Annotated in this window: 24 protein-coding genes and 2 tRNA genes; 16 read left to right on the top strand and 10 right to left on the bottom strand. The window is 44.3% G+C overall.

Annotated elements, in window-relative coordinates; all coding sequences use genetic code 11:
• Positions 1-35 precede the first annotated feature (35 nt).
• Positions 36-281, bottom strand: a complete 246-nt coding sequence (locus D0T92_RS09740; protein WP_151052400.1) for a GlsB/YeaQ/YmgE family stress response membrane protein — start codon at positions 279-281, stop codon at positions 36-38.
• A gap of 269 nt (positions 282-550) precedes the next feature.
• Positions 551-1,531 carry an RluA family pseudouridine synthase gene (locus tag D0T92_RS09735; protein ID WP_151052398.1) on the bottom strand — a complete coding sequence of 327 codons (981 nt, stop codon included), beginning with the start codon at positions 1,529-1,531 and terminating at the stop codon, positions 551-553.
• Between D0T92_RS09735 and D0T92_RS09730 the strand changes: the two genes are divergently transcribed.
• From D0T92_RS09730 to rbsK, 5 genes are all read left to right on the top strand, one after another.
• Complete coding sequence (locus D0T92_RS09730) at positions 1,499-2,056, top strand: hypothetical protein (RefSeq protein ID WP_151052396.1); 558 nt, start codon at positions 1,499-1,501, stop codon at positions 2,054-2,056. The genes D0T92_RS09735 and D0T92_RS09730 overlap by 33 nt on opposite strands.
• Positions 2,057-2,104: 48 nt before the next feature.
• Positions 2,105-4,990, top strand: a complete 2,886-nt coding sequence (locus D0T92_RS09725) for an Rne/Rng family ribonuclease (protein ID WP_151053050.1) — start codon at positions 2,105-2,107, stop codon at positions 4,988-4,990.
• Positions 4,991-5,206: 216 nt separating this feature from the next.
• Positions 5,207-6,613 carry a DHA2 family efflux MFS transporter permease subunit gene (locus tag D0T92_RS09720; protein ID WP_151052394.1) on the top strand — a complete coding sequence of 469 codons (1,407 nt, stop codon included), beginning with the start codon at positions 5,207-5,209 and terminating at the stop codon, positions 6,611-6,613.
• A 126-nt stretch (positions 6,614-6,739) separates the two neighbouring features.
• Positions 6,740-7,009, top strand: a complete 270-nt coding sequence (locus tag D0T92_RS09715) for a GNAT family N-acetyltransferase (RefSeq protein ID WP_151052391.1) — start codon at positions 6,740-6,742, stop codon at positions 7,007-7,009.
• Between the two features lie 135 nt (positions 7,010-7,144).
• Positions 7,145-8,050 (top strand): ribokinase, encoded by a 906-nt coding sequence (gene rbsK / locus D0T92_RS09710; protein ID WP_151052389.1) that lies wholly within the window; start codon positions 7,145-7,147, stop codon positions 8,048-8,050.
• Positions 8,051-8,117: 67 nt separating this feature from the next.
• Here the strand turns inward: rbsK and hisD are convergent, their stop codons facing one another.
• The 4 genes from hisD to D0T92_RS09690 all read right to left on the bottom strand — a co-directional run bounded on the left by hisD (position 8,118) and on the right by D0T92_RS09690 (position 12,269).
• Complete coding sequence (gene hisD / locus D0T92_RS09705) at positions 8,118-9,413, bottom strand: histidinol dehydrogenase (protein WP_151052387.1); 1,296 nt, start codon at positions 9,411-9,413, stop codon at positions 8,118-8,120.
• A 176-nt stretch (positions 9,414-9,589) separates the two neighbouring features.
• A complete protein-coding gene (locus tag D0T92_RS09700) occupies positions 9,590-10,828 on the bottom strand; it encodes an NYN domain-containing protein (protein ID WP_151052385.1) in 1,239 nt (412 codons plus the stop codon).
• Positions 10,829-10,859: 31 nt separating this feature from the next.
• Positions 10,860-11,525, bottom strand: coding sequence for an ATP phosphoribosyltransferase (gene hisG / locus D0T92_RS09695; protein ID WP_151052383.1), 666 nt, complete (start codon positions 11,523-11,525; stop codon positions 10,860-10,862).
• A gap of 81 nt (positions 11,526-11,606) precedes the next feature.
• Positions 11,607-12,269 carry an SCO family protein gene (locus tag D0T92_RS09690; RefSeq protein ID WP_151052381.1) on the bottom strand — a complete coding sequence of 221 codons (663 nt, stop codon included), beginning with the start codon at positions 12,267-12,269 and terminating at the stop codon, positions 11,607-11,609.
• A gap of 241 nt (positions 12,270-12,510) precedes the next feature.
• Between D0T92_RS09690 and D0T92_RS09685 the strand changes: the two genes are divergently transcribed.
• Positions 12,511-12,595, top strand: a tRNA-Leu gene (locus D0T92_RS09685).
• A 195-nt stretch (positions 12,596-12,790) separates the two neighbouring features.
• On the opposite strand, the gene D0T92_RS09680 is transcribed toward D0T92_RS09685, so the two are convergent.
• The gene (locus D0T92_RS09680; protein WP_151052379.1) at positions 12,791-14,356 is read right to left on the bottom strand and encodes an inorganic phosphate transporter; all 1,566 of its coding nucleotides are present in this window, start codon (positions 14,354-14,356) and stop codon (positions 12,791-12,793) included.
• Between the two features lie 236 nt (positions 14,357-14,592).
• On the opposite strand from D0T92_RS09680, the gene D0T92_RS09675 reads away from it, so the two are divergent.
• The 8 genes from D0T92_RS09675 (at position 14,593) to hflX (ending at position 21,671) form a co-directional block, all read left to right on the top strand.
• Complete coding sequence (locus tag D0T92_RS09675; RefSeq protein ID WP_151052377.1) at positions 14,593-15,702, top strand: anhydro-N-acetylmuramic acid kinase; 1,110 nt, start codon at positions 14,593-14,595, stop codon at positions 15,700-15,702.
• A gap of 139 nt (positions 15,703-15,841) precedes the next feature.
• Positions 15,842-15,918, top strand: a tRNA-Val gene (locus D0T92_RS09670).
• Positions 15,919-16,056: 138 nt separating this feature from the next.
• Positions 16,057-17,961 (top strand): threonine--tRNA ligase, encoded by a 1,905-nt coding sequence (gene thrS / locus D0T92_RS09665; protein ID WP_151052375.1) that lies wholly within the window; start codon positions 16,057-16,059, stop codon positions 17,959-17,961.
• A gap of 189 nt (positions 17,962-18,150) precedes the next feature.
• Positions 18,151-18,672 (top strand): translation initiation factor IF-3, encoded by a 522-nt coding sequence (infC, locus tag D0T92_RS09660; protein WP_151053049.1) that lies wholly within the window; start codon positions 18,151-18,153, stop codon positions 18,670-18,672.
• Between the two features lie 162 nt (positions 18,673-18,834).
• Positions 18,835-19,032, top strand: a complete 198-nt coding sequence (rpmI, locus tag D0T92_RS09655) for a 50S ribosomal protein L35 (protein WP_151052373.1) — start codon at positions 18,835-18,837, stop codon at positions 19,030-19,032.
• 11 nt (positions 19,033-19,043) lie between these two features.
• Positions 19,044-19,400 (top strand): 50S ribosomal protein L20, encoded by a 357-nt coding sequence (gene rplT / locus D0T92_RS09650; protein ID WP_085366087.1) that lies wholly within the window; start codon positions 19,044-19,046, stop codon positions 19,398-19,400.
• Between the two features lie 264 nt (positions 19,401-19,664).
• The gene (locus D0T92_RS09645; protein WP_151053048.1) at positions 19,665-20,456 is read left to right on the top strand and encodes a TatD family hydrolase; all 792 of its coding nucleotides are present in this window, start codon (positions 19,665-19,667) and stop codon (positions 20,454-20,456) included.
• Positions 20,457-20,513: 57 nt separating this feature from the next.
• Positions 20,514-21,671, top strand: coding sequence for a GTPase HflX (hflX, locus tag D0T92_RS09640; RefSeq protein ID WP_151052371.1), 1,158 nt, complete (start codon positions 20,514-20,516; stop codon positions 21,669-21,671).
• A gap of 129 nt (positions 21,672-21,800) precedes the next feature.
• On the opposite strand, the gene D0T92_RS09635 is transcribed toward hflX, so the two are convergent.
• Complete coding sequence (locus D0T92_RS09635) at positions 21,801-22,589, bottom strand: DeoR/GlpR family DNA-binding transcription regulator (RefSeq protein ID WP_151052369.1); 789 nt, start codon at positions 22,587-22,589, stop codon at positions 21,801-21,803.
• Positions 22,590-22,675: 86 nt separating this feature from the next.
• Positions 22,676-23,581, bottom strand: coding sequence for a lysine exporter LysO family protein (locus D0T92_RS09630; RefSeq protein ID WP_151052367.1), 906 nt, complete (start codon positions 23,579-23,581; stop codon positions 22,676-22,678).
• A 311-nt stretch (positions 23,582-23,892) separates the two neighbouring features.
• Between D0T92_RS09630 and D0T92_RS09625 the strand changes: the two genes are divergently transcribed.
• On the top strand, positions 23,893-24,234 hold the full coding sequence (locus D0T92_RS09625; protein WP_151052365.1) for a hypothetical protein: 342 nt from the start codon (positions 23,893-23,895) through the stop codon (positions 24,232-24,234).
• 817 nt (positions 24,235-25,051) lie between these two features.
• The gene (locus D0T92_RS09620; protein WP_151052363.1) at positions 25,052-25,258 is read left to right on the top strand and encodes a (2Fe-2S)-binding protein; all 207 of its coding nucleotides are present in this window, start codon (positions 25,052-25,054) and stop codon (positions 25,256-25,258) included.
• A 78-nt stretch (positions 25,259-25,336) separates the two neighbouring features.
• On the opposite strand, the gene trpD is transcribed toward D0T92_RS09620, so the two are convergent.
• Positions 25,337-26,368, bottom strand: a complete 1,032-nt coding sequence (gene trpD / locus D0T92_RS09615) for an anthranilate phosphoribosyltransferase (protein WP_151052361.1) — start codon at positions 26,366-26,368, stop codon at positions 25,337-25,339.
• Positions 26,369-26,375 lie beyond the last annotated feature (7 nt).

Below are 26,375 nucleotides of genomic sequence, written 5' to 3'. Positions count from 1 at the left end.
GACGGCCTTTATTATGTTAGATAAAGTATTGCAGATTATTTTTTGAATACGCGGGTATAAATCACCAAAATAATCACGGCAAAGATAGTAGAAGCAATCCAGCCGGCAGGTTGACCCACTTCATACCAGCCTGCAGACTGGCCGACCCATCCGGCTAGTAGCGAACCGCCAATACCCAACAGAGTCGTCATAATAAAGCCGAGATTGTCTTTACCCGGATGTAGGATTTTAGCCAAAACACCTACGATAAAACCTACGATAATGGTTACTAACCAACCCATAATATTCCTCTCTTATTATTCAATAAAAAATTATGAATTAAAAAAACTTAGTTGCCCGACTACCCTTGGTATCTTTAAAGGCCAATACTGATAAGGAATAGCACCGAACAAAAAAGTTATACCATCATACACAGTGCTTAATACTGATTAAGGCAGGCTTGCATTTATTTTCATAAAATAAAAGAAATTCGGCGTAACTTGAAAAAATTTGGCACAAATATACAACAATGACATGAAATAGTATCATTGATTTACTATTTTATAGTGATTTATTGTTGATGCGATAACATGACTATTAAGCTTTCCAATTCCTGCGGTAAAGCAGCTTTTAAATGTAAAGGCTCGCCGGTTAACGGATGTTGTAAATGTAATTCCGAGGCGTGTAGAAACATTCGTTTCAAGCCCAATTTTTGCAGTCGCTTATTAGCTTGATAATCGCCGTAGCGTTCATCACCTGCAATCGGGCAGTGTTGCGATTGCATATGAACCCGTATCTGGTGGGTGCGGCCGGTTTTTAAAGTCGCTTCTACCAAAGTGAGGTGTGAAAGCCCGATTTGATATAAAACACCGCCTGAAAACCGTTTTAAAACTTTAAAAATGGTATGGGCAGTCTGCCCCTCATTGCTCACCCGAACCATTTTTTCACCTTGTGCCCCTGTGTATTTGAATAATGGTAATTTTACATGTCGGATATCGTCTTTGATTTCACCGACGCCTAAAGCCAAATAAACTTTTTTCGGATGGTCGTTGCGAATGGCTTCATGCAGTTTCACCAGTGCGCTGCGTTTTTTCGCTACCATCAATAATCCGCTGGTGTCTTTATCCAAACGGTGAACCAATTCTAAATAGCGTGCTTCAGGGCGTGCCCGCCGTAATTGTTCGATAACGCCGAAACTCACCCCGCTGCCGCCATGAACGGCCACACCGCTGGGTTTGTTGATGACCAATAATGCATCATCCTCATAAACAATATCGAATACCCGCGCGGGAATGGACTGTTGTTTTTCAGACGGCCTTTCTTTTTCGGCAATGCGAACCGGCGGAATACGCAATATATCACCCGAAACAATACGGTCGGTTGGCTTGCAACGTTTTTTATTCAAACGTACTTCACCGGCACGGATAATGCGGTGGATATGGCTTTTAGGCACGCCTTTTAAGGTTTTGATTAAGAAGTTATCCAACCGCTGTCCGGCTTCTTCGTCGGAAATACGGATATGGTTAACCAAGTCTTTGCTAATTGTCGGCATTTTCTCTATAATCCATTACGTTTTCAGGTGTTGTGTTATCCGAAATCGGAGCATCTGAAAATTTACTGTAAACTGGAATTTTATACTAAAAAGCACGCCATAAAGCATTTCCTTTGTCTGCCGCCAAGCCAGGCAGGTAAAGATGTAATTAAGTTTGACCTTTTCCGGCAGGCTTACCGACAAGCAGTAAGACGCATCAGGTGCAAAATGCCCGCGCAGCCATCGGTAAAACCACTGTCGGACGGTAATGAAGAAGACGGCTCAGATTTTATCGGGCTTTGTGCCAATGGCACGAAGCCGCACAGGTATACAACGCCTGTTTGTCCGCCCTGTATTTTAGATGCAAACCGATACCGCTATCAGACTATAAAAAGACTGATTCCGTTTCTGCGGCAAACAACGTTAATAAGTAATATAAAACCAAGTATGCCTTATGTTCTTTACTTTCCTTCTCGTTCAGATAATGCCCCACACGCCGTTTCAGACGGCCTGACCAATTGGCGGCTTATAAGCGTTGAATACTGATTACACGCCTCGTGGGTGCGCAATAATAACGAGGTTGTCATGAAACGTATGCTATTTAATGCCACGCAAGCAGAAGAACTGCGCGTGGCGATTGTCGATGGACAAAACCTATTGGATTTGGATATCGAAACGCTGGGTAAAGAACAGCGTAAAGGTAATATCTATAAGGGTATTATCACCCGTATCGAACCGTCGCTCGAAGCGTGCTTTGTGGATTACGGCACCGACCGCCACGGTTTCCTCCCGTTCAAAGAAGTTTCCCGTTCCTATTTTCAAGACTATGAAGGCGGCCGCGCCCGTATTCAAGACGTTTTGAAAGAGGGTATGGAGGTTATCGTTCAGGTTGAAAAAGACGAACGCGGCAATAAAGGCGCCGCTTTAACCACGTTTATCAGCCTGGCAGGCCGCTATTTGGTTTTAATGCCCAATAATCCACGTGGCGGCGGTGTTTCGCGCCGTATCGAAGGTGAAGACCGTCAGGAATTGAAAGCGGCTATGGCCGAATTGGACGTTCCGCGCGGCATGAGCCTGATTGCCCGTACTGCCGGCATCGGTCGTAGCGTAGAAGAGTTGCAATGGGATTTCAATTATTTGCAACAACTCTGGCATGCTATTGAAGAAGCCGGTAATGCGCATAACGAACCTTATCTGCTATTTATGGAAAGCTCGCTGCTTATCCGTGCTATCCGCGATTATTATCGTCCGGATATCGGCGAAATTCTGGTCGATAATCAAGAGGTTTTTGATCAGATTTCAGAGTTTATGAGCTATGTGATGCCCAACAGCATAGGCCGTCTGAAACTATATCAAGACCATACGCCGCTATTTTCCCGCTTTCAAATCGAACATCAAATCGAAAGCGCATTCTCGCGCAGCGTTTCCCTGCCGTCCGGCGGGGCGATTGTGATTGATCACACCGAAGCTTTGGTGTCGATTGATGTGAACTCTGCCCGTGCCACACGTGGTGCCGATATCGAAGAAACTGCCTTTAAAACCAATATGGAAGCGGCAGAAGAAGTGGCGCGCCAAATGCGTTTGCGTGACTTGGGCGGCTTGGTGGTGATTGATTTTATCGATATGGAAAACAACAAGCACCAACGCGATGTAGAAGCCACTTTACGCGAAGCACTGAAAAAAGACCGTGCTCGTGTACAAATGGGTAAGCTCAGCCGCTTTGGCCTGCTGGAGTTGTCTCGTCAGCGCCTGAAACCTGCCTTGGGCGAAAGCAGCCATCATACTTGCCCGCGTTGCGGCGGAACGGGTGTTATCCGCAGTATCGAATCTACCGCTTTGCATGTGTTGCGTATCATTCAAGAAGAGGCTATGAAAGACAATACCGGCGAAGTGCATGCGCAAGTGCCGGTTGATGTGGCAACTTTCTTGCTGAATGAGAAGCGTGCCGAACTCTTCGGCCTTGAAGAACGTTTGGATGTGTCGGTATTCTTGATTCCGAATATTCATCTTGAAAATCCTCATTATGAAATAAACCGTATCCGCAATGATGATGTTGATGAAAATGCTGATCCGAGCTATAAGCGCGTTGCGACACCGGAAGAGGATGAAGCGGAAAAACCTTTTGGTAGCGAGAAGGTTAAAGCTACTCGTCCCGAACCTGCCGTAAAAGGTGTAAAACATGCGGAGCCGGCTCCGGTTGTCAGCAAAGTTGCCGAGCATGGTTCTTGGTGGAACAATGTCAAAGCATGGCTAAGTAAAGCTTTTGGTGGTTCGGCAGCTGTAGAGAAGGCGACGGATTCGAAACCGGTAGAAAAACGGAATAATAATGGTAACGGTAATACTCAAAATGGTAATCGTCAGCCTAAACGCCGTAGAACACAGCGCCGCAATCCAAATCGTAAAAATCAGGAAAACAATACTAAAGAAAATATGCCTGCCGAGCAGTCTGAAGTTATTAAAGATGGCAGCAGTGGTAAAGGCAATACAGGCAACCGCGAACAGCATAACAACCGTCGTAATGAAAACCGCGAACGCAATAGCCGTCAGTCGAATACTGAATCAGGTAAAATGGAGCGCAATGCGGATACGGCTGCCCGTGAAAACGGAAAAGAAAACGGTGTGCAGCAGGATAACCGTCGTAATGGCAACCGTCAGGAAAAGGTTTCCGCAGTAGCTGCTGCGGCTGCAAGTAGTGTGACTGAAGCGGAAAAAACAGTGGTAAACACTACTGTATCGGAAGCATCTACACAAACGGATACCTCGGAGCGTAAAGAAAACCGTGGAAATCGGCGTGAAAAAGATCGCAACCGCAATCGGGATCAACGTGACCGCCGCAACAGCAATAAAAAACGCAATATTCCCTCTGCCGCTAAGATTGAGCATTATTTAAATATTGGCGAAGCAGCGGAAAAAGTACGTTTTGCAGTAGCACATGTATTCGGAGAGGCAGATGAGAAGCCTGTTGCCATTGCTGTACCTGTACCGGTGGCTGAAATGTCGAACGATACCAATAACGAGCCCTTAGTAGTGGTATTGCCGGCTATGGATACGGCTGAAGTATCTGAAACCAAACCGGTTTTGTTTGCTATTGAAGAAGAATCGGCAGCCAATGTTAAACCATTGGTATCCATGGATGAACAGGCCATTATTGAATTGGCCGTATCCAATGCCGAGCAGGCTTTGCAAAAAGTGGTCGGTATTGATGTGCTTGAAAGTACAGATAACCCCGCCTATGCTGAAAATGTAAAACACATGGAGAATAATGTGGTTGCTGTTGAAGAAACCCATAATTTGGTTTCAGACGGCCTTGATCTTGGCGGGCTGATTTTGGTGCAAACCCGTGCGGATGCATTGGAAGCCGCTGCTTTATGGAAACAGCCTGAACAAACAGCAGTTTTGCGCCGTTCGGATGTTCCAAAAAAAGTGGAAGTAGAAGCCGACAATGTTCCATTGATTCAAGTCGAAACCAGTAAACATTAAATAGCAGTCATAAAAAAAGCCCGATCATTGCATCGGGCTTTTTCTAAAGAGAATGGTTTTGTTATTATAAAATAAGATGAAAATCTCTTCTAATATTGATCCAATAGAATGGATTAAATCATTTAAATAATGAGTTGAAATATTAAATTATAAATCTTTATTTAACTGGTAATTTAATTATTAAAAATAAATCAATAGCCTAAAAGCACACCTAATATGAGTTGGAATACCACAACTGATCATCATTCGATAAAAAAATATATGCCTTATCTTCTAGCAACTGCTATTTTTATGCAGATGTTAGATGCGACCATTTTAAACACTGCATTACCTGCTATTGCAAAAGATTTGAATGAATCTGCTTTAAACATGCAGTCCGCCATTGTGAGTTATGCGCTTACTTTGGCTATATTTATTCCGATTAGTGGGTATTTGGCGGATAAATTTGGTACCAAAAAGGTTTTTATCATATCTATTTTTATTTTTAGTCTGGGTTCTTTATTTTGTGCCTTATCCGGTAGTTTAATCCAATTAGATATATCAAGGGTGATACAAGGAATGGGCGGAGCGCTTATGACGCCTGTAGCCAGATTAGCTATGATAAAAACCTATCCTAAAAATGAATTGGTTGGTGCGATGAACTATGCCATCATTCCGGCATTGATTGGCCCGATTTTAGGGCCTTTAGTCGGTGGTTATTTGGTAGAAATAATGAGTTGGCACTGGATATTCTTAATTAATATTCCGATGGGATTGTTGGGTATTTTATTCAGTTTTAAATATATGCCGGATTATTCATCTGACTCCTCAAAACTAGATGTCATCGGATTTTTAATTTTTGGTATTTCTTCTATTTTATTATCTGTTGGCTTAGAACTTACCGGGCATTCAGGGGATTACACGCTTGTATCTATCTTGATGGTCTTAGGTTTTTTCATCATGTTTTGTTATTATTTATATGCTAAAAAAGTAAAGGATCCATTATTCCCTCCTAGCTTATTTTTAATCAGAACATTTAGAGTCGGTGTGATTGGAAACTTGATTACACGTTTAGGAATCGGTTCTATCCCCTTGCTCGTTCCTTTGCTTATTCAATTGGCTTATGGTCAATCCCCCTCTGTATCCGGTTGGATTGTTGCGCCAATGGCATTAGCTGCCATGTTTACAAAACCATTTGTTATTCCCATTATTAATAAATTTGGATATCGAAATATATTAATATTTAACACTATATTTTTAGGTATTTTAATTGGTTCTCTTGCTATTCCCAGTGAGAATATGTCTATTTACTGGTTTCTGCCTGTTATGTTAATTATGGGGAGTTTAAACTCTATTCAATTTACTACAATGAATTCCATTACAGTTGCTAATTTAAGAGATAACCAAACCAGTAGTGGGAATAGTTTAATTAGTGTAAATCAACAGCTTGCTATTGGGTTCGGCATCGCTATCGGGTTGAGTATTTTAAGATTTACAGAAAATACCAAGTGGATTTCACATAATAATATCCACATGGCTTTTCAATATACTTTTATCTTTTTAGGGGTGTTTACTATTTTATCCTCTATGGTATTTAGAAGATTACATCCAAAAGACGGTAACAATCTTAAGTCAAAGCAATAAGTTTTTATTAACAATGTTTAGCTAAACTTTTAGCCTTTCTGTATATCTCTTTTTTCAAAATTAGCTTCTATAATTCCATAATCAGAGAAGTTAATGCCTGTGCAACTTTCTAAAGGAAAATTCAATATGAGCCACGTTATTCAACATATTCCCGAGCAACAAAAATTTATTTTATCGGTAGAAGGTAAAGAAGCGGGCTTTATCGACTATTTGGCAGATAACAATACTTGGGATATTACTCATACGGTGGTTGACCCGGCATTCCGCGGTCAAGGCCTGGCGCGTATTTTGGTCGATGCCGTTATTGAATACGCCGAGCAAAACCATATCCGCCTGATTGCTCATTGTGATTATGCTGAAAGTGTATTACGTAAACATCAATTAAAGGCCGTCTGAAAAACGAATCGGTAGAATATTTTAAGAAAGGATGGTTTGTGTTCATTGCCAAGTGATGCTTGCAAACCTATTATAGGAAATAATACCGTATTGAAATAAATAGTCTGAGCTTTATCTGTCAATAAAGGACATATCATGCAAACATCTAAAATCACCGTAATCGGCAGCATTAATATCGACTTGGTTACCGGCTCCCCTCGTTTTCCGCAGCCGGGTGAAACGCTGCTTGGTACATCTTTTGAACGATTTATGGGCGGAAAAGGCGCAAATCAGGCGGTTGCTGCTGCCCGGCTGGGTGCAGATGTTTGTATGATTGGGGCGGTTGGTGATGATGGTTTCGGAAAAGAAGCGATTGCTCATTTGCGTAATGAGGGTATAGATACCACCCATATTAAAGTTCTGCCCGATTTGCCGACGGGTATGGCCAATATTACTGTGGCAAACGGGGATAACCATATTATTGTGGTTTCCGGCGCCAATTTCGGTATTACCCCTGCCGATATTGAAGCCTGTGAAGCGCAAATTGCCGCATCTGATGTGATATTAAGCCAACTTGAAATTCCGATGGAGTGTGTGATTGCAGCAGCCAAGTTGGCACGCAAACACAATAAGCCTTTTATACTTAATCCGGCTCCGGCACAAAAACTGCCTACGGAATTGCTCGAGCTGGTAACCCTGCTCACCCCCAATGCTTACGAATTGGCCATTAGTTTGGGATTGCCGGAAGATACGCCGGCCGAAAGTCTTATCCGTAAGTCGGGCAGTGCGGTGTTGATGACTTGTGGTAAAGAAGGGGTGATGTATAACGATGAAAACGGCAATATTCATCGTCAACACGGGTTTACCGTTGAAGCAGTGGATACGACTGGCGCGGGTGATACGTTTAACGGTGCGTTTGCCGTGTTCTCATCTTTAGGTATGGAAGCTGCGGTAAGAAAAGCTAATGCGGCTGCGGCACTATCGGTAACCAAAGCCGGCGCTCAAAGTGGAATGCCGACTTTAGATGCATTAGAAGCATTTTTAGCCAAACAAGATGATTAAAATATTTTAATAAAAAGCCGTCTGAAAACTTTCAGACGGCTTTTTTCAATGAATATAAATTAAGGGCTTACTCATCTTGCAAACGAAGCTCTGCTGCCCGCGCGTGGGCGGTGAGTCTTTCTCCGTGTGCCAAAATACTGGCGGTTTTTCCTAGTTTTTGCGCACCTTCTTTGGAAACCTGAATCAGGCTGGAGCGTTTTTGGAAGTCGTAAGTGCCGAGGGGAGAAGAGAAGCGGGCTGTGCGGCTGGTCGGCAATACATGGTTGGGGCCGGCACAGTAATCGCCCAGGCTTTCGCTGGTGTAAGGCCCCATAAAAATCGCACCGGCATGGCGTATTTCAGTAACCCATTCTTGCGGATCGGCAATCGACAACTCCAAGTGTTCGGGAGCAATATAGTTGGCTACTGCGCAGGCATCTTTCAAATCTTTAGCCAGAATCATAATGCCCCGATTGCCTAAAGACGCTTCGATAATATCGCGGCGCGGCATTTCTTCAATCAGTTTGTCCATGGCCGTCTGAACATCATCGAGATACTGTTGTGAAGTCGAAATTAAAATGGCTTGGGCAATTTCATCGTGTTCCGCTTGGCTGAATAAATCCATAGCCACCCATTCGGCAGGCGTGGTACCGTCGGCAATCACCAAAATTTCAGACGGCCCGGCAACCATATCAATGCCGACAACCCCGAATACACGGCGTTTGGCCGCGGCTACAAAAGCATTACCCGGCCCTGTGATTTTATCGACTTGCGGAATGGTTTCGGTGCCATACGCCAAAGCCGCGACTGCTTGGGCACCGCCAATTGTGAAAACATTGGTTACACCGGCAACGTAGGCCGCAGCCAAAACAATATCGTTGCGCTCGCCTTTGGGGGTCGGCACAACCATTATGATTTCCGGCACGCCGGCTACATGCGCAGGCATGGCGTTCATAATAACCGAGCTGGGATAGGCTGCTTTACCGCCGGGTACATAAATACCGACGCGGTCGAGCGGGGTGATTTGCTGGCCGAGTAGGGTGCCGTCTTCATCGGTATAAGACCATGATTCCATTTTCTGATGGCGGTGGTAGCTTTCCACACGTGCGGCAGCGGTTTGCAAAGCAGTTTGAGTGGTTTCGGGTAGGCGTTCGAATGCAGCTTTTAAGTCGGCTTGGCTCAGCATTAAATCCTGCATGGACTGGGCATCAGTACCATCAAATTGATTGGTGTATTCGATAACTGCGGCATCGCCGCGCTTTTGAACATCGGTGCAAATATCGGCTACGACTTGATCAACCTTGGGATCTTGTGCGGTTTCAAAGGCCAGTAGGGCTTTGAGTTCGGATTGGAAGTCGGAGGATTGTGTATTGAGATATTTCATATTGAAGCTACCTAAAGATATGGTGTTATTTTTATCCAAGAAATGTCATTACTTCTTGGATGTTTATATTGAAGACGGCTTTATCCGGTTGTTATTTTACTTTTTAAGTTCCTAGATAATAAGCAATAACCATTTCCTATTGACTGCATTGTTTAGAGTACGGAAATGGTTATTGATTAGTCTTTGCTGACAAAACGTTTATTCACCCGCAACCGTTCGCCGCGTCCGGCCTTTTTAATTTCCAACCAATCGCTATAGATCGCATGGATTAGTGTGCGGTCGGTATCAAAACCGTAATCATGCGGATTGAGAGTGGGAGCAAGCTGTTTTAATACATCGCTCAAGCGAGCCCAACCGTCTTGATCGGCGACGGCATCTACGGCTTGTTGTACCAGAGGAATGAGTTTGGTGAACTTGGCTTTACCGTTTTTGGGTTTGGGTGTGACCGGTTGTTCTGTTGCTTCGGGCTTCATTTCTGCCGATACAGGTGTTGCAATGGGTTTTTGAGGTGTTTCCGCCTTGCTGCTTTCGCTGCTAGATACACGTTTTGAATTTCGTTTCGTTGCGGGCTTGCTGCTTTTTTCTGTCGATTTGGGTTCGTTGCTGTCGGATGGTTTGGGTGTTTGGGCTGAGGCCTGTGGCGTTTTGTTTTCAGACGGCCTGTTTTTATCGTTGCCGTTTTGGCACCGACGCACTTGGGCTTGATTATTGTCGGTACGGTATTCGAATAAGTCTAAAGATTTAATCAGGTCGGAAAGTTTGCCGAAACCATAAAGCCGTGGGTCGAAATCAGGGTTGGTTTTATTGATATAGCTACCGATGGGGCCGAGATTGGCCCAGCCGAAATCATCGGCATTTTCTTTAACGGCACGAAGGATAAGCTTGGATACATCAGTTTGATTGGACGCTGTTTCCGTTTCTGCTTCGGCAGTGGTTTTATTTTTATTGGTACGGTTTTTCGCTTGAGTGTTTTTCTCAGGGCGGAAAATTTCCGTGAAGATAAATTTATCGCAAGCTTTGCGGAAGGCTTCGGGGGTTTTCTTTTCGCCAAATCCGTAAACCGTTAAACCGCTTTCACGCAGGCGGCTGGCAAGGCGGGTAAAGTCGCTGTCGCTAGAAACAATACAAAAGCCGTCGAAATTACCGCTATACAGCAAATCCATAGCATCTATGACTAAGGCCATGTCGGTGGCGTTCTTGCCTTTGGTATAGGCAAATTGTTGCACGGGAATAATGGCATGAGGCAGTAGTGCCGCTTTCCATTTGGATAGGCCGTGGCTCCAGTCGCCGTAAATTCTTTTCACGCTGGCGATGCCGTATTTGGCAATTTCCGCCAAGAGGCGGTCGATAATATCGGCAGGGGCGTTGTCGGCATCAATAAGGACGGCGAGTTTTTTGTCTGAAGTAATGTTCATGGATGAGTTCGGTGGATTCTAAGAAGCCGTTTCAGGCGGCTTCTTGTTGATTGTTTACAGCGTTGGCAAACGCTTCGATGACCGGTTGGATTAAGCGGTGCTTCACTTTAAGCGCTGCTTTATTAACTACCAAACGGCTGGAAATATCGCAAATATGCTCGACTGCTTCAAGGTTATTGGCTTTTAAGGTGCCGCCGGTGGATACTAAGTCGACAATGGCATCACTCAGCCCTACCAATGGGGCAAGCTCCATTGAACCATATAGTTTGATAATGTCGACATGCACGCCTTTATTGGCAAAATGCTCGGCGGCAATATCGGGATATTTGGTTGCGACACGCAAGCGGTTGCCTGGTTGTGATGCGGCGGCATAATCAAAACCGGCAGGTACGGCAACCATCATGCGGCATTTGGCAATTTGCAAGTCTAAGGGTTGGTAAAGGCCTTCGCCGCCGTGTTCGATTAGAACATCTTTACCGGCAATACCGAAATCCGCCGCACCGTATTGCACATAAGTTGGCACATCGCTGGCGCGAACAATCACTAAGCGTACATTGGGTAAATTGGTGCCGATGATTAGTTTGCGCGAACTGCCCGGTTCTTCAGTCGGTACTATGCCTGCAGCGGCCAAAAGCGGTAGGGTTTCATCAAAAATACGGCCTTTGGAAAGCGCGATGGTTAAAGTATTGTCTGTCATATTGATTCCGTTTGAGCCGTCTGAAAAGTATATAGTGTGTTTTCAGATGGCCTGTAAAGTTTTTTATCCGATAAAACCGGCTTATGATTTGAGTAAAAGCCGGATATCGTCTGCAAGTTGTTGGGCGGTATTGCCATAAGGTTCAAAAACCACCACCTCGCCGTTTTTATCCAATAAATAAGCACCGGCCGTATGATCAACCAAATAAACCGTATCGGACTGTTGTTCTGTTTTAGCCGAAACGATACGGTATTGTTGTTTGATAACGGCTAGATTCTGGTCTCCGGTGGTGGTGAGTCCGATAAAGTCGGGATGAAACTGTTGCACATATTTACCGACTAACTCCGGGGTATCTCGTTCTGGATCGACACTGGCGAATACTACGGCAACATCTTTGGCCTGATCGCCGAGCTGGGTCAACACGTCATTATAGGTTAACAGCTCGGTCGGGCAAACATCGGGGCAATGTGTGTAGCCAAATGATAACAGTACAATCTTACCTTTCAGGTCGCCAATATTAAAGGGCTTACCATTGCCATCGGTCATGGTGAAATCACCACCAATATTTTCCTGACGTATATCCGAACCATGAAAACTGCCGGTGTTGTTTACAGACGGAGAAACCGCTGAAGTAGCAGTAACAGTAGCAGGTTGTTCGGATTCTGCTTTTTCTTGAGGTTGGCAGGCGGATAAAGTTGCTAATGTGAAAGCAGCTGATAATAGCGTGATTGTATTCCGGTTCATAAGTGGTTCTCCAAATAGCAAGAATGTATCTATATTAACGTGTTTGGCTGATTTCATGTAGGGGGGATTTTATCTTATTAGTGATTGCAATAAATAATGCTCGATTTTATGAAGGATTTTGAAGATAATTTTAGATTTAATTTTTATATTTTTCATGTATTTGTTAAAAATAGTGGAAATATTTATATAGATAGGCTTTACAAGATTATTTTTATGACTATAATAGCGTTCTCTTCCACCTGCCCAGGTGGCGAAATTGGTAGACGCAGGGGACTCAAAATCCCCCGCCGAAAGGTGTGTCGGTTCGAGTCCGACCCTGGGCACCAGATTAAAAAATAAACCTTCGAAACTCTGATATAGATTTCGAAGGTTTATTTTTTATTGCATAATGGCGGCTACTGTTTACTTCAAGGCCGTCTGAAAGATTAGGGGCAATTTGTTTCTATTAAGAAAAAAGCCATCTTAATTACCATATTGTATGGTATGGGATGGCTTTATTGGTTTGAAGTGATATGTGTCGATTAAAAAGCAGCGCGCAGCAATAAGAAACAAACAATTGATAAAAAGGCGGCGGCAGGTAGGGTAATCACCCATGCCATACCAATCGGTTTCATTAATGCCCAGTTTGCATTACGGTTTACCAAACCGATGCCTAAAACAGCACCGACCAGGATATGTGTGCTGGATACGGGTAAGCCCATTAATGAGGCCATCATTACAACAGAAGCTGCGGAAAGTTCGGCGGCAAAGCCTGAAGACGGATGCATTTCAGCCAAACTGGTACCGACAGTTTTGATCACCTCTTTACCGATAAACCATAAACCGACAATTAATGCGATACCGAAAGTGAGCATGGCAACGGGAGGAACGGGGGATTGAGAGTTGATGTCACCTGTGCGTAATACATCCATAATGGCAGCAAAAGGGCCGATGGCGTTAGCGATGTCGTTGGCGCCGTGGCTGAATGCGAATCCGGCGGCAGTAAATACCTGCATCCAACTGAAAACCAAGAAGGTGGACTTGCCTAAGTCTTTGCGTTTTAATGTTTTGGCATAAACAAATGTCGCCATCCAAATGGCTGCGCCAATCATGAAAATAATCAGAAAACTACCGACATTACTCATGCCGAGTTCAAGGTTTTTGAGGCCTTTAAATAGCAACATAGCTGCTATTATCATACCGCCCAGTGAAGCGATGACCGGCACCCATGAATGTAAGGCTTTATAGGCGTCAATATTGTTTTTACGGTTATCAATATCATAAAGCCCCTGATAATACGTGGATTCCAGTTCGGTTGGATCTAAATCCGACTCGCCGTAAATTTGGGCGTCGCGTGCCATGGCAGTAGCGCATTCTATTTTGGTGGCTTCATCAAGACTTTCAAAATATAAGCGGTGTTGGGCTTTATAGGCTTTTTTCTCTTGCTTGATATTTTTCAGGTTTTCTTCTACTTCTTTGTTGTAGTCTAAAACATGCTTTTTGATTTGGAAGAAAAGGAAGTAGGAAACCAAGCCGCCTAATACGGGTGAAAGTACCCAAGAGGCAACAATTTCAGCTAATTTATTCCATTGTATGAGTTCGATAGTGTTTGAACTGCCGCTGACAATGCCTAAGCATAAGGCACTGCCGACAATGCCGCCGATAATGGCGTGGGTAGTCGAGACCGGTAGGCCTTTTTTGCTGGCGAACAACAGCCATAATGCAGCGGCCAATAGTGCCGACATCATAATATAAACAAACTGCATAGGTTCTACATGCATTTGGTTTAAATCGATAATGCCTTTTCTGATTGTATCGGTTACTTCTCCACCGGCAATCACTGCGCCGCTGACTTCAAAAATGGCAGCAATAATTAAAGCTTGCGGGATGGTTAACGTTCCGGCGCCAACGCTGGTGCCAAAAGAGTTGGCTACGTCATTTCCTCCGATATTGAACGCCATAAAGACGCCAAAGCCCGTAGCCAGTAGAAATAAGGTTGTGTGGTTGCCATTGGTGTAGCCTAATCCCCATATAATAAAATAACCGATCATACAAAGAAGAAGAGCCGCAAAGGCAAAATTGATTTTCTGGATATATGGAGCGTTCATGTTTAATGTGAACCTTTTATATGGAGAAGAATAAAAATAAACTGCCGCGGGCTGAAATATTATGTTATTTAAGGTTAAGCTTGGGGTTTATTGTATAACCGTTTTTTTAATATTATAAAGATATTCGGTTAAACCGTCATGAAGTAGTTGGTAAATGCTTGCATGGTAATATTTATCTCTTTGGACAAAAGCGTTAAAATCTTTACTTTATTTTCATTTCAGACGGCCTTTTTAATATGCATAACGGTGACCAGTTTTATATCGGCCTGATGTCCGGTACCAGTATGGATGGTGTCGATGCGGTATTGATACGCATGCACGGGGTTGAATGGCTGGCTGCTGAAGCCCATTCTTTTATACCCTATTCAGGCCGTCTGAAAGCCGATTTACTTGAATTGCAAAATGTCGGTCATAATGAGTTGCACCGCAGTATGATGCTTTCTCAAGAGCTAAGCTATCTGTATGGAAGAGTGGTTAGGCAATTGCTGGCGGAACAGAACCTTTCGGCCGACAACATTACGGCAATTGGCTGTCATGGTCAAACCATCCGCCATGCGCCGGAGTCGAGATACAGTATCCAGTTGGCCGATTTATCTTTATTGGCGGAATTAAGCGGTATTCTGACTATCGGGGATTTCCGTAGCCGCGATTTGGCGGCAGGGGGGCAGGGCGCGCCTTTGGTGCCATCTTTTCATCAGGCATTATTTCAGCATTCTTCAAAAGCAAGAGTAGTTTTAAATTTAGGCGGAATTGCCAATATTAGTGTATTACCGCCGGATGGGGCCGCTTTCGGCTTTGATACCGGTCCGGGTAATATGTTGATGGATTCATGGGTGAATTATATTTGGCAACAGCCCTATGACGAAGGCGGTAAAAAAGCTGAGGCGGGCATGGTATTGCCGGAACTTTTAGAAAAACTGCTTAGTGATCCTTATTTTGCCCGCCCTTATCCGAAAAGCACCGGGCGGGAGCTGTTTTCGTTGTCATGGCTGTTGCCACAGCTTTCAGACGGCCTCAACCCGAATGATGTATTACGAACATTGTCAGAGTATACAGTGCAAACCGTTTTTGATGCGGTGGTATCTGCCGCACCGGATACGCAAGAACTCTATGTTTGCGGCGGCGGTATCCGCAATCAAACCTTGATGAAAGGGTTGTCACACCGCTTTTTGGAGCGGGGCATTCAAGTACACAGCACCGATGAGTTGCATTTGAATCCGCAATGGGTTGAGGCGGCAGCTTTTGCATGGTTGGCTTCTTGTTGGGTAAATCGGGTTGCCTCTAATCCTTATCGGGCAACAGGTGCGAGAAAGCCGTGTGTCTTAGGGGCGGGATATTATCCTTAATGCAAATAACGGTATCTTGTATTTTCCGGTTTAGATGAGCCGGATTATCTAATGATTTGACTATATTTAAAGTATTTACAAGGCATGTGTTGCAGTGCTTGTAAAAACATGCAAAGTCCAATACAATTCGTAGGTTTTCAGGCACGTAGCTCAGTTGGTTAGAGCACCACCTTGACATGGTGGGGGTCGTTGGTTCGAATCCAATCGTGCCTACCAGACATTGAATGTAACGGTAAGAAACCCGCACAATATAGCGGGTGATACCGTTACATTATTATTTATAACGATGAGTAATCAAGAAATATAATGAAATCGAGGCCGTCTGAAAGGCCTTTGATAATTACGGAGCACTTAATGATCAATATTACCTTGCCCGACGGTTCCGTCCGTCAGTTTGAACAACCTGTTTCGGTAGCCGAAGTGGCCGCTTCGATTGGAGCGGGTTTGGCAAAAGCAACGGTGGCAGGTAAGGTCAACGGTGTTTTAGTCGATGCCTCGGATAAAATTACATCTGATGCAAATGTACAAATTATCACGCCCAAAGATGCCGAGGGTGTGGAGATTATCCGCCATTCGTGCGCACATTTAGTCGGCCATGCGGTAAAACAGCTTTATCCGGATGCCAAAATGGTTATCGGCCCGGTGATTGAAGATGGTTTTTATTATGACATCGCCACTGAAAAACCGTTTACGCCCGAAGATGTGGCAAAAATTGAAGCGCGGATGAAAGAATTGATTGCGCAGAATTATGATGTGGTCAAGGTAATGACGCCGCGTGCTGAAACCATCAAAACATTTACCGAGCGTGGGGAAGACTACAAGCTGCTCCTGATCGAAGATATGCCCGATGTGCAAGAAATGGGTTTATATCATCATCAGGAATATGTGGATATGTGCCGCGGCCCGCATGTGCCGAATACGCGTTTCTTGAAAAATTTCAAATTAACCAAGCTGGCCGGTGCTTATTGGCGGGGCGACAGCAATAATGAAATGTTGCAACGCATCTATGGTACCGCTTGGGCAAGTAAAGAGGATTTAAAAGCCTATATTGCCCGTATTGAAGAAGCCGAAAAACGTGACCACCGCAAACTGGGCAAACAGCTTGATTTGTTCCATCTTCAAGACGAAGCGCCGGGCATGGTGTTCTGGCATCCGCGCGGTTGGACGTTATGGCAGATTATCGAGCAGCATATGCGCAAAGAATTGGATGCGGCCGGTTATAAAGAAGTAAAAACACCGCAAATTCTCGATAAAACATTCTGGGAAAAATCCGGCCATTGGGAAAACTATAAAGACAATATGTTTGTGACCCAATCGGAAAAACGCGAATATGCCGTGAAACCGATGAACTGCCCGGGGCATGTTCAGATTTTCAACCACGGTTTGCGCTCTTACCGTGATTTACCGATGCGGTTGGCGGAATTCGGCTCTTGCCACCGAAACGAACCTTCGGGCGCTTTACACGGCTTAATGCGGGTACGTGGTTTTGTGCAGGATGATGCCCATATTTTTTGTACCGAAGAGCAAATTACTTCCGAAGCCAAAGCCTTCAACGATTTGGTGATGAAAGTTTATAAGCAGTTTGGCTTTGAGCATGTCAGCGTGAAACTGTCGTTGCGCCCCGAAAAACGAGCCGGTTCCGATGAAGTTTGGGATAAAGCCGAGCAAGGCTTGCGCGATGCCTTGGCTGCTTGCGGTGTGGAATGGGAAGAATTGCCCGGTGAGGGTGCTTTCTATGGCCCTAAAGTGGAATATCATATTAAAGATGCGATTGGCCGTTCTTGGCAGTGCGGAACCATACAGCTTGATTTTGTGTTGCCCGAACGCTTGGGTGCAGAATATGTAACCGAAGATAACGGCCGTGCCCGCCCGGTGATGTTGCACCGTGCGATTTTGGGGTCTATGGAACGGTTTATCGGTATTCTGATTGAAAACCATGCTGGTTCTTTCCCGTTATGGCTTGCGCCGGTGCAAATGGTGATTATGAATATTACCGAAAAACAAGCTGATTATTGCCGTGAAGTGGCAGAGAAACTGCGTGCGGCCGGTTTGCGTGTCGAGCTGGATTTGCGCAATGAAAAAATCGGCTACAAAATCCGTGATAACAGCCAACACCGCTATCCCTATCAGATCGTAGTCGGTGAAAACGAAAAAGAAAACGGCCAGATTGCCGTACGTCGTAAGGCAGAAGATTTGGGCAGTCTAAAAATAGAAGATTTTATTGCCCAACTGCAAGAAGAATTACAGGCAGAGTTTTAAAATTTTATGAATCTGATCAGAAGATAAATTTTAAAATCAATCAGGCAGGCATATAGTGGTTGAGAATATGGCGTGGTCTGATTAAAATAGACATATATTGAAAGCAGTATTTAAAAATCAGCGATATGCTTGGTTTGAATGTGTTCGAATGATAAGCATATTAATGAATCATTTTTTATAGGAGACATCATCATCGCACAAGAACGTGAAGCACGAATCAACGGCGAAATTACCGCTAAAGAAGTGCGTTTACTCAGTGGAACCGGCGAACAGCTCGGTGTGGTATCACTTAAAGAAGCTTTATCTATGGCTGAGGAGCAAGAGGTTGATTTGGTAGAGATTTCACCTACTGCCAAACCGCCCGTATGTAAGCTTATGGATTATGGTAAATACAAATACCAACAAGCCAAAAAGCGCGACGAAGCCAAGAAAAATCAGAAACAGGTTCAGATTAAGGAAATCAAATTCCGTCCGGGAACGGATGAAGGTGATTACCAAATTAAAATGCGTAATATCAACCGCTTTCTGGAAGATGGCGATAAAGTAAAAGTGACTTTGCGTTTCCGCGGACGGGAAATGGCCCACCAACAATTGGGTGCCCAACTTTTGGAGCGTGTAAAAGAAGAGTTGGTTGAAATCGGTACCGTCGAGCAATTTCCGAAAATGGAAGGCCGCCAGATGGTTATGATGATTGCCCCGAAAAAGAAATAAAGTTATAATGCAAAGCTTGCCTCGGATTGCCGACCGAGGCAGGTTTTTTAAGTTTCAAACGGCAAAAACCGTGGTATTAGGGTTCCAAGTGTTGATGTTTGTTTTCAAATATAAATCATCGGCCTCCTTATACCTTATCTAATAAATGATATGGAGTATCCCATGCCTAAAATGAAAACCAAGTCGGGTGCTAAAAAGCGCTTTAAAGTACTGGGTAATGGTGGTGTAAAACGTGCGCATGCATTCAAACGCCACATTCTGACCAAGAAAACCACCAAAAACAAACGTCAATTGCGCGGCACTTCTATGGTGAACGAACGCGATTTGGCTTCTGTTTCTAAAATGTTACCCTACGCTTAAGGAGTTAGAATATGCCACGCGTAAAACGCGGTGTAACCGCACGTGCCCGTCATAAAAAAGTATTAGCGTTAGCCAAAGGCTATCGTGGTCGCCGTAAAAACGTCTACCGTGTTGCCAAACAAGCGGTAATGAAAGCCGGTCAATATGCTTATCGCGACCGTCGCCAACGCAAACGCCAATTCCGTCAATTGTGGATTGTGCGTATTAATGCAGGCGCCCGTGAAAACGGTTTGTCTTACAGCAAATTCATGAACGGTTTGAAACGCGCTGCGATTGAAATCGACCGTAAAGTATTGGCTGATTTGGCTGTATTTGATAAAGCCGCATTTGCCCAATTGGTTGAAAAAGCCAAAGCCGCTTTAGCTTAATCGCAAAAACGCTTGAACATTATTTAAAATAAGGAAACTTTTCGGTTTCCTTATTTTTTATTGATATGAAGTGTTTTGTGAATAAAGCGTAGGCCGTCTGAAATTTCAGACGGCCTTATTATATGGCATGGGTAATGGGGCTGTTTGTTGAAACAAGAATCATAAATTTGGTAAGGCCTTATGATATCGATTGCCTTTCTTTAGTAATTTCAGGCTTTAAATATGGTATCTTTAGCGACTAACCATTATTTTATAAGTTTGATTATGTATTTGATTGATTCACACTGCCATTTGAATTTTGACGGTTTAAGCAGCCGTTTGCCGGAAGTGTTTGCCAATATGGAGGCGAACCATGTGAAGCAGGCTTTAGCGATTAGCGTCAGCAGGCAGAGTTTTAGCGAAGTTTTAGCGATTGCCGAAGCGAATGAACATATTTTTGCAACGGTCGGTATTCACCCCGATGATAAAGATACACCTGAATTCACGGTTGAAGAATTGGTCGCCCATGCACAACATCCTAAAGTGGTGGGTATTGGTGAAACCGGGTTGGATTATTATTGGTGTAAAGGCGATTTGGGTTGGCAGCATCAGCGCTTTGCCGACCATATTGAAGCGGCGAATCAAAGCGGTTTGCCTTTGGTGGTGCATACCCGTGATGCGGCGGCGGATACTATGCGTCTGTTACGGGAACATCAGGCGCATGCAGGGGTGATTCACTGTTTTACCGAAGATGTGGCGGTAGCCAAAGAAGCCTTGGATTTGGGGTTTTATATTTCGTTTTCAGGCATTGTAACTTTTAAAAATGCACCGGATATTCAGGCCGCTGCCAAATATGTGCCGCAAGACCGTATATTAATCGAAACGGATTCACCGTTTCTCGCCCCTGTGCCGAAGCGCGGTAAACCCAATGAGCCGGCGTATGTGAAATATACGGCTGAGTTTGTGGCCGGACTGCGCGGGGACACGGTGGAACATATCGCCGAGATAACCACCGATAATTTCTACCGTCTGTTCAATAAAGTGCCGCGTTTGGCAGAAACACCGCAATCAGTATGAATAATAAACGTGTGAAAATGATTTATCGCCACTATCCGCAACCGCAAAGGAATATCTATGCGTACTCAATCTAATATGTTCCAAGTTGATAAGTCTCTGGAAACACGCGAGCGGGTTATGTTGGTCGGGGTGATGTTGCGGGCGGATTATTCGGGCTCGAACGAAGGGCGGGAACAAGATTTTCAGACGGCCTTAAACGAAGCGGAAGACTTAATCGCGGCAGCGGGCGGTGATCTGATTTGTACGGAAACCGCCAAACGCGATAAAGCCCATGCGGCCTTATTTGTAGGCACCGGCAAGGCGGAGGAGTTGGCCGTTATCGTGCAACAACACGGTATCGAGCTGGTGGTGTTGAATCACGAGTTAACGCCCACGCAAGAGCGGAACTTGGAGCGGGTGCTGCAATGCCGCGTATTGGACCGTGTCGGATTGATTTTGGCGATTTTTGCCAAACGGGCGCAATCTCAAGAAGGTAAGCTGCAAGTGGAGTTGGCGCAATTGTCGCATTTAAGTGGGCGGCTGGTGCGTGGTTACGGCCATATGCAGAGCCAGAAGGGCGGTATCGGTTTGAAAGGGCCGGGCGAAACGCAACTTGAAACAGACCGCCGCTTAATCAACCAAAAAATAACCGCTTTGAAAAAGCAATTGCAGCAGGTTAAGAAACAGCGCGCCACAAGGCGTAAAGCACGGCTTTCAGGCCGTCTGAAAACATTTGCACTGGTCGGCTATACCAATGCGGGGAAATCGAGCCTGTTTAACCGTTTGACAAAAGCCGATGTGTTGGCAAAAGACCAATTGTTTGCCACCTTGGATACGACAGCCCGCCGTTTGTATTTGTCGCCCGAAGCCAGCATTATTTTGACTGATACGGTTGGTTTCGTGCGTGATTTGCCGCATAAATTGGTGTCGGCTTTTTCGGCAACGCTGGAAGAAACCGCCATGGCCGATATATTGCTGCATATAGTGGATGTGAGCCATGCCGATTTTGAACGTCAGATGGATGACGTGAATACGGTATTGGAGGAAATCGGTGCCCATGAAGTACCCCAATTGATTGTATACAATAAAATCGATTTGTTATCGGGTGAAGATAAACGTGTAGCCGGTATTTTGCGTGATGCACAGGGTAGGGCGGTGGCCGTGAATATTTCGGTTACCGAGAATTTGGGCTTGGATGATTTGAGAGAGGCTTTGTCTGAATTGGCTGTAATGTAATATTGGGCAGCTATTTTATAGATTTACTGTTTGGATTGAGTGAGTATAAATAGAGGCCGTCTGAAAAGTTTTTTCAGACGGCCTTATATTTTATATTTGGGTTTAAGATATACGTATTGCTAGGTGGTTTTAATCCGAATTGGATTCTTCACTTTCTGCTATAAACCATTTCACACCGGCATCTTGTAAACGTTTGCGCATTGATTCGCTGGGTTGCCGATCTGTGAATACCGCATCGAATTCGGTGATACTACTCATACGCACCAAAGCTTTACGGCCGAATTTGTGGCGGTCTACGCCCAAATAGCATCGGCGGGCATTTTCCATCATGGCCTGCATCACGCTCACTTCTTTATAGTCGAAATCCAATAAAGAGCCATCTTCATCAACGTCGGCAGCGCTTAAGATGGCATAGTCGGTTTTAAACTGATTAATAAAATCCACTGTTGCCACGCCGGTTACGCCGCCGTCAATCGGGCGGACGACACCGGAAGTGATGATAACAGTATAGTCGGTGCGGCCGGATACAATCGCGGCAACGTGGATATTATTGGTAATAATGCGTAATCCCTTGCGTTTTTTCACTAACGACATGGCAACGGCTTCAATGGTGGAGCCGATACTTAAAAATAAGGAAGCGTTATCGGGAATATGTTCAACAATCAAATCGGCAATATGGAGCTTTTCATTTTGCCGTCGTGCTTTGGCAGTCGTTAATTCTTCGTTTTCCAAGCCTTCGCCTAAAGTGGCACCGCCGTGGTATCGGCGTAGGATATTTTCTTCACAAAGTTGGTTGATATCGCGGCGGATGGTTTGCGGGGTTACATCCAGTTCGCGTGCCAATTGTTCAATCGGCATAAAATTGTGTTCGCGTACGAGAGCGATGATTTTTTCGTGTCGTTGGATACGTGGCGGCATGATTTATTTTTTTCTTCTAAATAATTGCTATATCATAAAGTTATGGTGCGATTTTGCCAAATTACAGGCTGCGGTGCAAGCTTGTTTTAAAAGTTCAAACTAGAAAAAATAACCATTAAAAAAGGTGCGGCAACGTTGATAATAAAGCCAAAACTAATGGCCAGCGGCACTGCCTGCAAACCGCCGGCACTTTGAATAACGGGTAAGGTGAAATCCAAGCTGGTCGCGCCGCCGATGCCGACAGCAGTGCTCGGATAACGCCGCATTAAGATGGGGATAAAAACCAAAGCAAAAAATTCGCGTAATAAATCGTTTAATAGTGTGATGCTGCCCCAAACCGGCCCGTAGGCTTCGGTCATCACAATGCCGGAAAGCGAATACCAACCGAATCCTGAAGCCAATGCCAAGCCCTTGCTCCATGAGACTTCTGGCATCAACAATGCAAACAATATGCCGCCTGCCAGCGAAGATGCGGTAATCCAGATAGCGGTTTGGACACCGCGGCGGTTGAGCAACACCTGCCTAAGGGTAATGCCGCTGCTGCGTAGTTGTACGCCGACTAAAAATACCAGCAGCATCAGGCAATAGTTGCCGGTATTTTCCGGTGGCAACCAGTACCCAGTTAGTACATATCCGGCTAAGAAACCTGCTACCACACAACCGAGCTGCTTTAAGCTGCCGGCAATACCGATATGTACTTTTTTACCGCTACCGTGAGCCTGCCAAGGATAACGGCGGTCGAACCAAATAAGCACCAGTAGATTCATGCCGATAACGCAGACAAATAATAATGCCGTCGAGCCGATAATCGTATCAATCCGAGTATGCAGATTTTCGACTTGCGACAATGATACGCCGATAAGTAGCAGAATCAGATAGACCAATAGCGATAAAGCCTTATCAATCAAATGCAGGTAAGGCTTGGGGACGCTGATAAAGAAGCCGAGAAAAAGCGGAATCAGAATAGAAACCAAAGTTATCAAACTATTCATAATAATCTTTAGAAATCTTTTCAGACGGCCTTTAATATAAGGCCGTCTGAATTTAAATAATTAATAGCATGCAGGTGTTTTAATCGCATTTAAGGCAGGTTTTAATAAACACGGAAAACGGTGAATTATAACCGAATCCTTTTTTCTTCCGTGTGTTTGTTTCAGCTGCTTATGATGGCGGCAGTTATTTTGCCGTAATGCCCGATGTTATGATATATCGAAATAAAGTTTATTATAAACAATAAGTTATTTACAAATTGAGCAGTTCTTAGTATGATGTAGCCACTTTACAACCCAATAAGGAAACTAAAATGAGCCATTGCACCACCCACCCGCATCATGACCATGTTCACGGCAAGGGCTGTGGCCATACTGCTATCAAACACAATGATCATATTGATTATATACACGATGGCCACCTGCACCACGAACATAACGGTCATTACGACGAACACAGCTTAGAAGTGAATGCAACCAATCCCGACGGCTGCCATCCTGTGCACGATTGTGCAGGGCATGTACACGGAGAAGGTTGTGGACATGAAGCTGTTCCACATGGTGATCATATTGACTATATCGTTAACGGACGCTTACACCATCAACACGGCGATCATTGCGATGATCATGGGCCGGTTGAAATCGTGAACCAATAAGTTTTTATAATGTTAATATAACAAGGCCGCCTGAATTTTTATTCAGGCGGCCTTTAAAGTTATTGATAATTTTTTTGTTTAACAGCAGTGATTGATTTAAATTGCCGGTCATTACTTGAAGCTGTACGAACATTTGCAAATACTAGATTAGATCAGATAACACGGGTATATTGATGAGGCTGTTTGAACAGTTATACTGAGATTTATGAAAAATTTTGCATTTTTTATGATTAAATTTGAATGATTCGGCAGAAGCTTGACCTGAATCAAAAACAAATAACAAATTTTCTTTATAATTACACCCAATTACTAAAAACAAAAACGATTTATTTTTATTTAAGCGACATGTAATGACACTTTTAAATAAATTTTTAAATCTCAGATAGTTTTTTGTCATTAACTACGATTGTTTTTGTAATCATTATTGCAACGGTTTTATTCTTCTGGGTCAGAAGCAAGTGAGCAGAGACTTGGGAGAAGCCAAATGAAGATTTTTTCATCTCTTTTCCTCTTGATGTGTGTGTGTTTGGGTGTGGCTATATGCCACCCCTTTTTTTTGCTTTTCAAAGCTTATAATAATTGGTAAGAATGTATGAGTTTGGGGCTGAAATAGATTGGTAATCGCTAATCTATTTCAGCCCTATTAGTATTAAAAAATAGATTGTTATTTAAATTTTAAAACATAAATATATTTTTGATAAATTTTTTTATTGATATAATTTACATTCTCTATCTTGCAATGCAAACAATTTGTATTTATATTATCAGTTAATAATAAAACTAAATCTCATTTAGATTACGGATTAAGGAGCGCAAAATGTTTGTATGTATCTGTAACGCGGTAACCGACCGTGAAATTCAAGAGACCGTAGCCGCCGGTGCTAACAGCTTGGGCGATTTGCAGGCACAATTAGGTGTAGCTACCTGTTGCGGTAGTTGCAGCGAATTGGCAACTTCTTTTTTAAATGGTCATAATGCACAAAACAGCAATATGGTTACTGCCGGAATTAACGTGCAAGCTTAAAGATTTTATATCAAAAAGGCCGTCTGAATATTCAGACGGCCTTTTGTTTTATGGATTATCCGAGCGGGGCTATTGAATTTAAGCAGCAATTTTTTGCGTATAAGCCGTAAATTCGGTTTGTTTGGCCTTGGCTTTGCCAGAATCGATGGAATCAATGGCAGCTTCCAGGCCGTCTGAAAAGGAAGAAACAACGTTAGCGGCATATAATCCGGCGGCAGCGTTTAATAAGACAATATCGCGCGGCGCACCTTTTTCGCCGGCAAGTACGCGGTTCATCATATTTAAAGATTCATGGCTGTCGGCAACGCGGATATCGTCGAGGTTTTTATACACGGGTAGGCCGAATTGTTCGGGGTCAACATCATATTCGCTAATGCTGCCGTTGTGGAGTTCGGCAATACGAGAGGAGCCGGTGATGGTGATTTCATCTAATCCGTCGCTACCGTGCACCACCAAAACATGCTCGGAACCGAGCTGTTTCAATACCCGTGAAAGAATACCGCATAAGTCGATATGGAAAACGCCTAAAAGCTGGTTGGGTGCACCGGCAGGATTGGTGAGGGGGCCGAGAATATTGAAAATACTGCGGAACCCGAGTGATCTGCGCACAGGGGCGACATAACGCATGGCGTTGTGATGGTTGGGCGCAAACATAAAGCCGACGCCGGTGTGGTCGATACATTGGCCGACTTGGTCGGGCGACAGGCTGAGGTTAACGCCCAAGTATTCCATTACATCGGCGGCGCCGCTGGCGGAGGAAACAGAACGTCCGCCGTGCTTGGCAATTTTGGCACCGGCTGCTGCGGCAACAAACATAGCAGTGGTTGAAATATTAAAAGTTTTCGCCCCATCACCGCCGGTACCGACAATATCCACAAGGTGGGTGGTATCTTGTACATGCACGGGGGTGGCAAATTCACGCAAAACGGCAGCCGCCGCACTGATTTCCGAAACGGTTTCCACTTTGATACGCAAGCCGGTGAGGATGGCGGCAATCTGTTCGGGGGGGACTTGCCCGCTCATAATCTGCCGCATCAAATCGGTCATTTCATCATAGAAAAGTTCGTTGTTGTCGATAAGGCGGAGGATGGCTTGCTGGGGTGTAATCATAAAAAGA

It is taken from the genome of Neisseria zalophi (assembly GCF_008807015.1).
GTDB classification, from domain to species: Bacteria; Pseudomonadota; Gammaproteobacteria; order Burkholderiales; family Neisseriaceae; genus Neisseria; species Neisseria zalophi.
The sequence above is the reverse complement of the archived record's forward strand: the minus strand, read 5'-3'. Positions and strand labels throughout refer to the sequence as shown.

Excerpts from the sequence above, each read along its gene's own strand:
- D0T92_RS09740 (WP_151052400.1), bottom strand. The coding sequence starts at position 281 with ATGGGTTGGTTAGTAACCATTATCGTAGGTTTTATCGTAGGTGTTTTG.
- D0T92_RS09730 (WP_151052396.1), top strand. The coding sequence starts at position 1,499 with ATGGTTAACCAAGTCTTTGCTAATTGTCGGCATTTTCTCTATAATCCA.
- D0T92_RS09735 (WP_151052398.1), bottom strand. The coding sequence starts at position 1,531 with ATGCCGACAATTAGCAAAGACTTGGTTAACCATATCCGTATTTCCGAC.
- D0T92_RS09725 (WP_151053050.1), top strand. The coding sequence starts at position 2,105 with ATGCTATTTAATGCCACGCAAGCAGAAGAACTGCGCGTGGCGATTGTC.
- D0T92_RS09720 (WP_151052394.1), top strand. The coding sequence starts at position 5,207 with ATGAGTTGGAATACCACAACTGATCATCATTCGATAAAAAAATATATG.
- D0T92_RS09715 (WP_151052391.1), top strand. The coding sequence starts at position 6,740 with ATGAGCCACGTTATTCAACATATTCCCGAGCAACAAAAATTTATTTTA.
- rbsK (WP_151052389.1), top strand. The coding sequence starts at position 7,145 with ATGCAAACATCTAAAATCACCGTAATCGGCAGCATTAATATCGACTTG.
- hisD (WP_151052387.1), bottom strand. The coding sequence starts at position 9,413 with ATGAAATATCTCAATACACAATCCTCCGACTTCCAATCCGAACTCAAA.
- D0T92_RS09700 (WP_151052385.1), bottom strand. The coding sequence starts at position 10,828 with ATGAACATTACTTCAGACAAAAAACTCGCCGTCCTTATTGATGCCGAC.
- hisG (WP_151052383.1), bottom strand. The coding sequence starts at position 11,525 with ATGACAGACAATACTTTAACCATCGCGCTTTCCAAAGGCCGTATTTTT.
- D0T92_RS09690 (WP_151052381.1), bottom strand. The coding sequence starts at position 12,269 with ATGAACCGGAATACAATCACGCTATTATCAGCTGCTTTCACATTAGCA.
- D0T92_RS09680 (WP_151052379.1), bottom strand. The coding sequence starts at position 14,356 with ATGAACGCTCCATATATCCAGAAAATCAATTTTGCCTTTGCGGCTCTT.
- D0T92_RS09675 (WP_151052377.1), top strand. The coding sequence starts at position 14,593 with ATGCATAACGGTGACCAGTTTTATATCGGCCTGATGTCCGGTACCAGT.
- thrS (WP_151052375.1), top strand. The coding sequence starts at position 16,057 with ATGATCAATATTACCTTGCCCGACGGTTCCGTCCGTCAGTTTGAACAA.
- rpmI (WP_151052373.1), top strand. The coding sequence starts at position 18,835 with ATGCCTAAAATGAAAACCAAGTCGGGTGCTAAAAAGCGCTTTAAAGTA.
- rplT (WP_085366087.1), top strand. The coding sequence starts at position 19,044 with ATGCCACGCGTAAAACGCGGTGTAACCGCACGTGCCCGTCATAAAAAA.
- D0T92_RS09645 (WP_151053048.1), top strand. The coding sequence starts at position 19,665 with ATGTATTTGATTGATTCACACTGCCATTTGAATTTTGACGGTTTAAGC.
- hflX (WP_151052371.1), top strand. The coding sequence starts at position 20,514 with ATGCGTACTCAATCTAATATGTTCCAAGTTGATAAGTCTCTGGAAACA.
- D0T92_RS09635 (WP_151052369.1), bottom strand. The coding sequence starts at position 22,589 with ATGCCGCCACGTATCCAACGACACGAAAAAATCATCGCTCTCGTACGC.
- D0T92_RS09630 (WP_151052367.1), bottom strand. The coding sequence starts at position 23,581 with ATGAATAGTTTGATAACTTTGGTTTCTATTCTGATTCCGCTTTTTCTC.
- D0T92_RS09625 (WP_151052365.1), top strand. The coding sequence starts at position 23,893 with ATGAGCCATTGCACCACCCACCCGCATCATGACCATGTTCACGGCAAG.
- D0T92_RS09620 (WP_151052363.1), top strand. The coding sequence starts at position 25,052 with ATGTTTGTATGTATCTGTAACGCGGTAACCGACCGTGAAATTCAAGAG.
- trpD (WP_151052361.1), bottom strand. The coding sequence starts at position 26,368 with ATGATTACACCCCAGCAAGCCATCCTCCGCCTTATCGACAACAACGAA.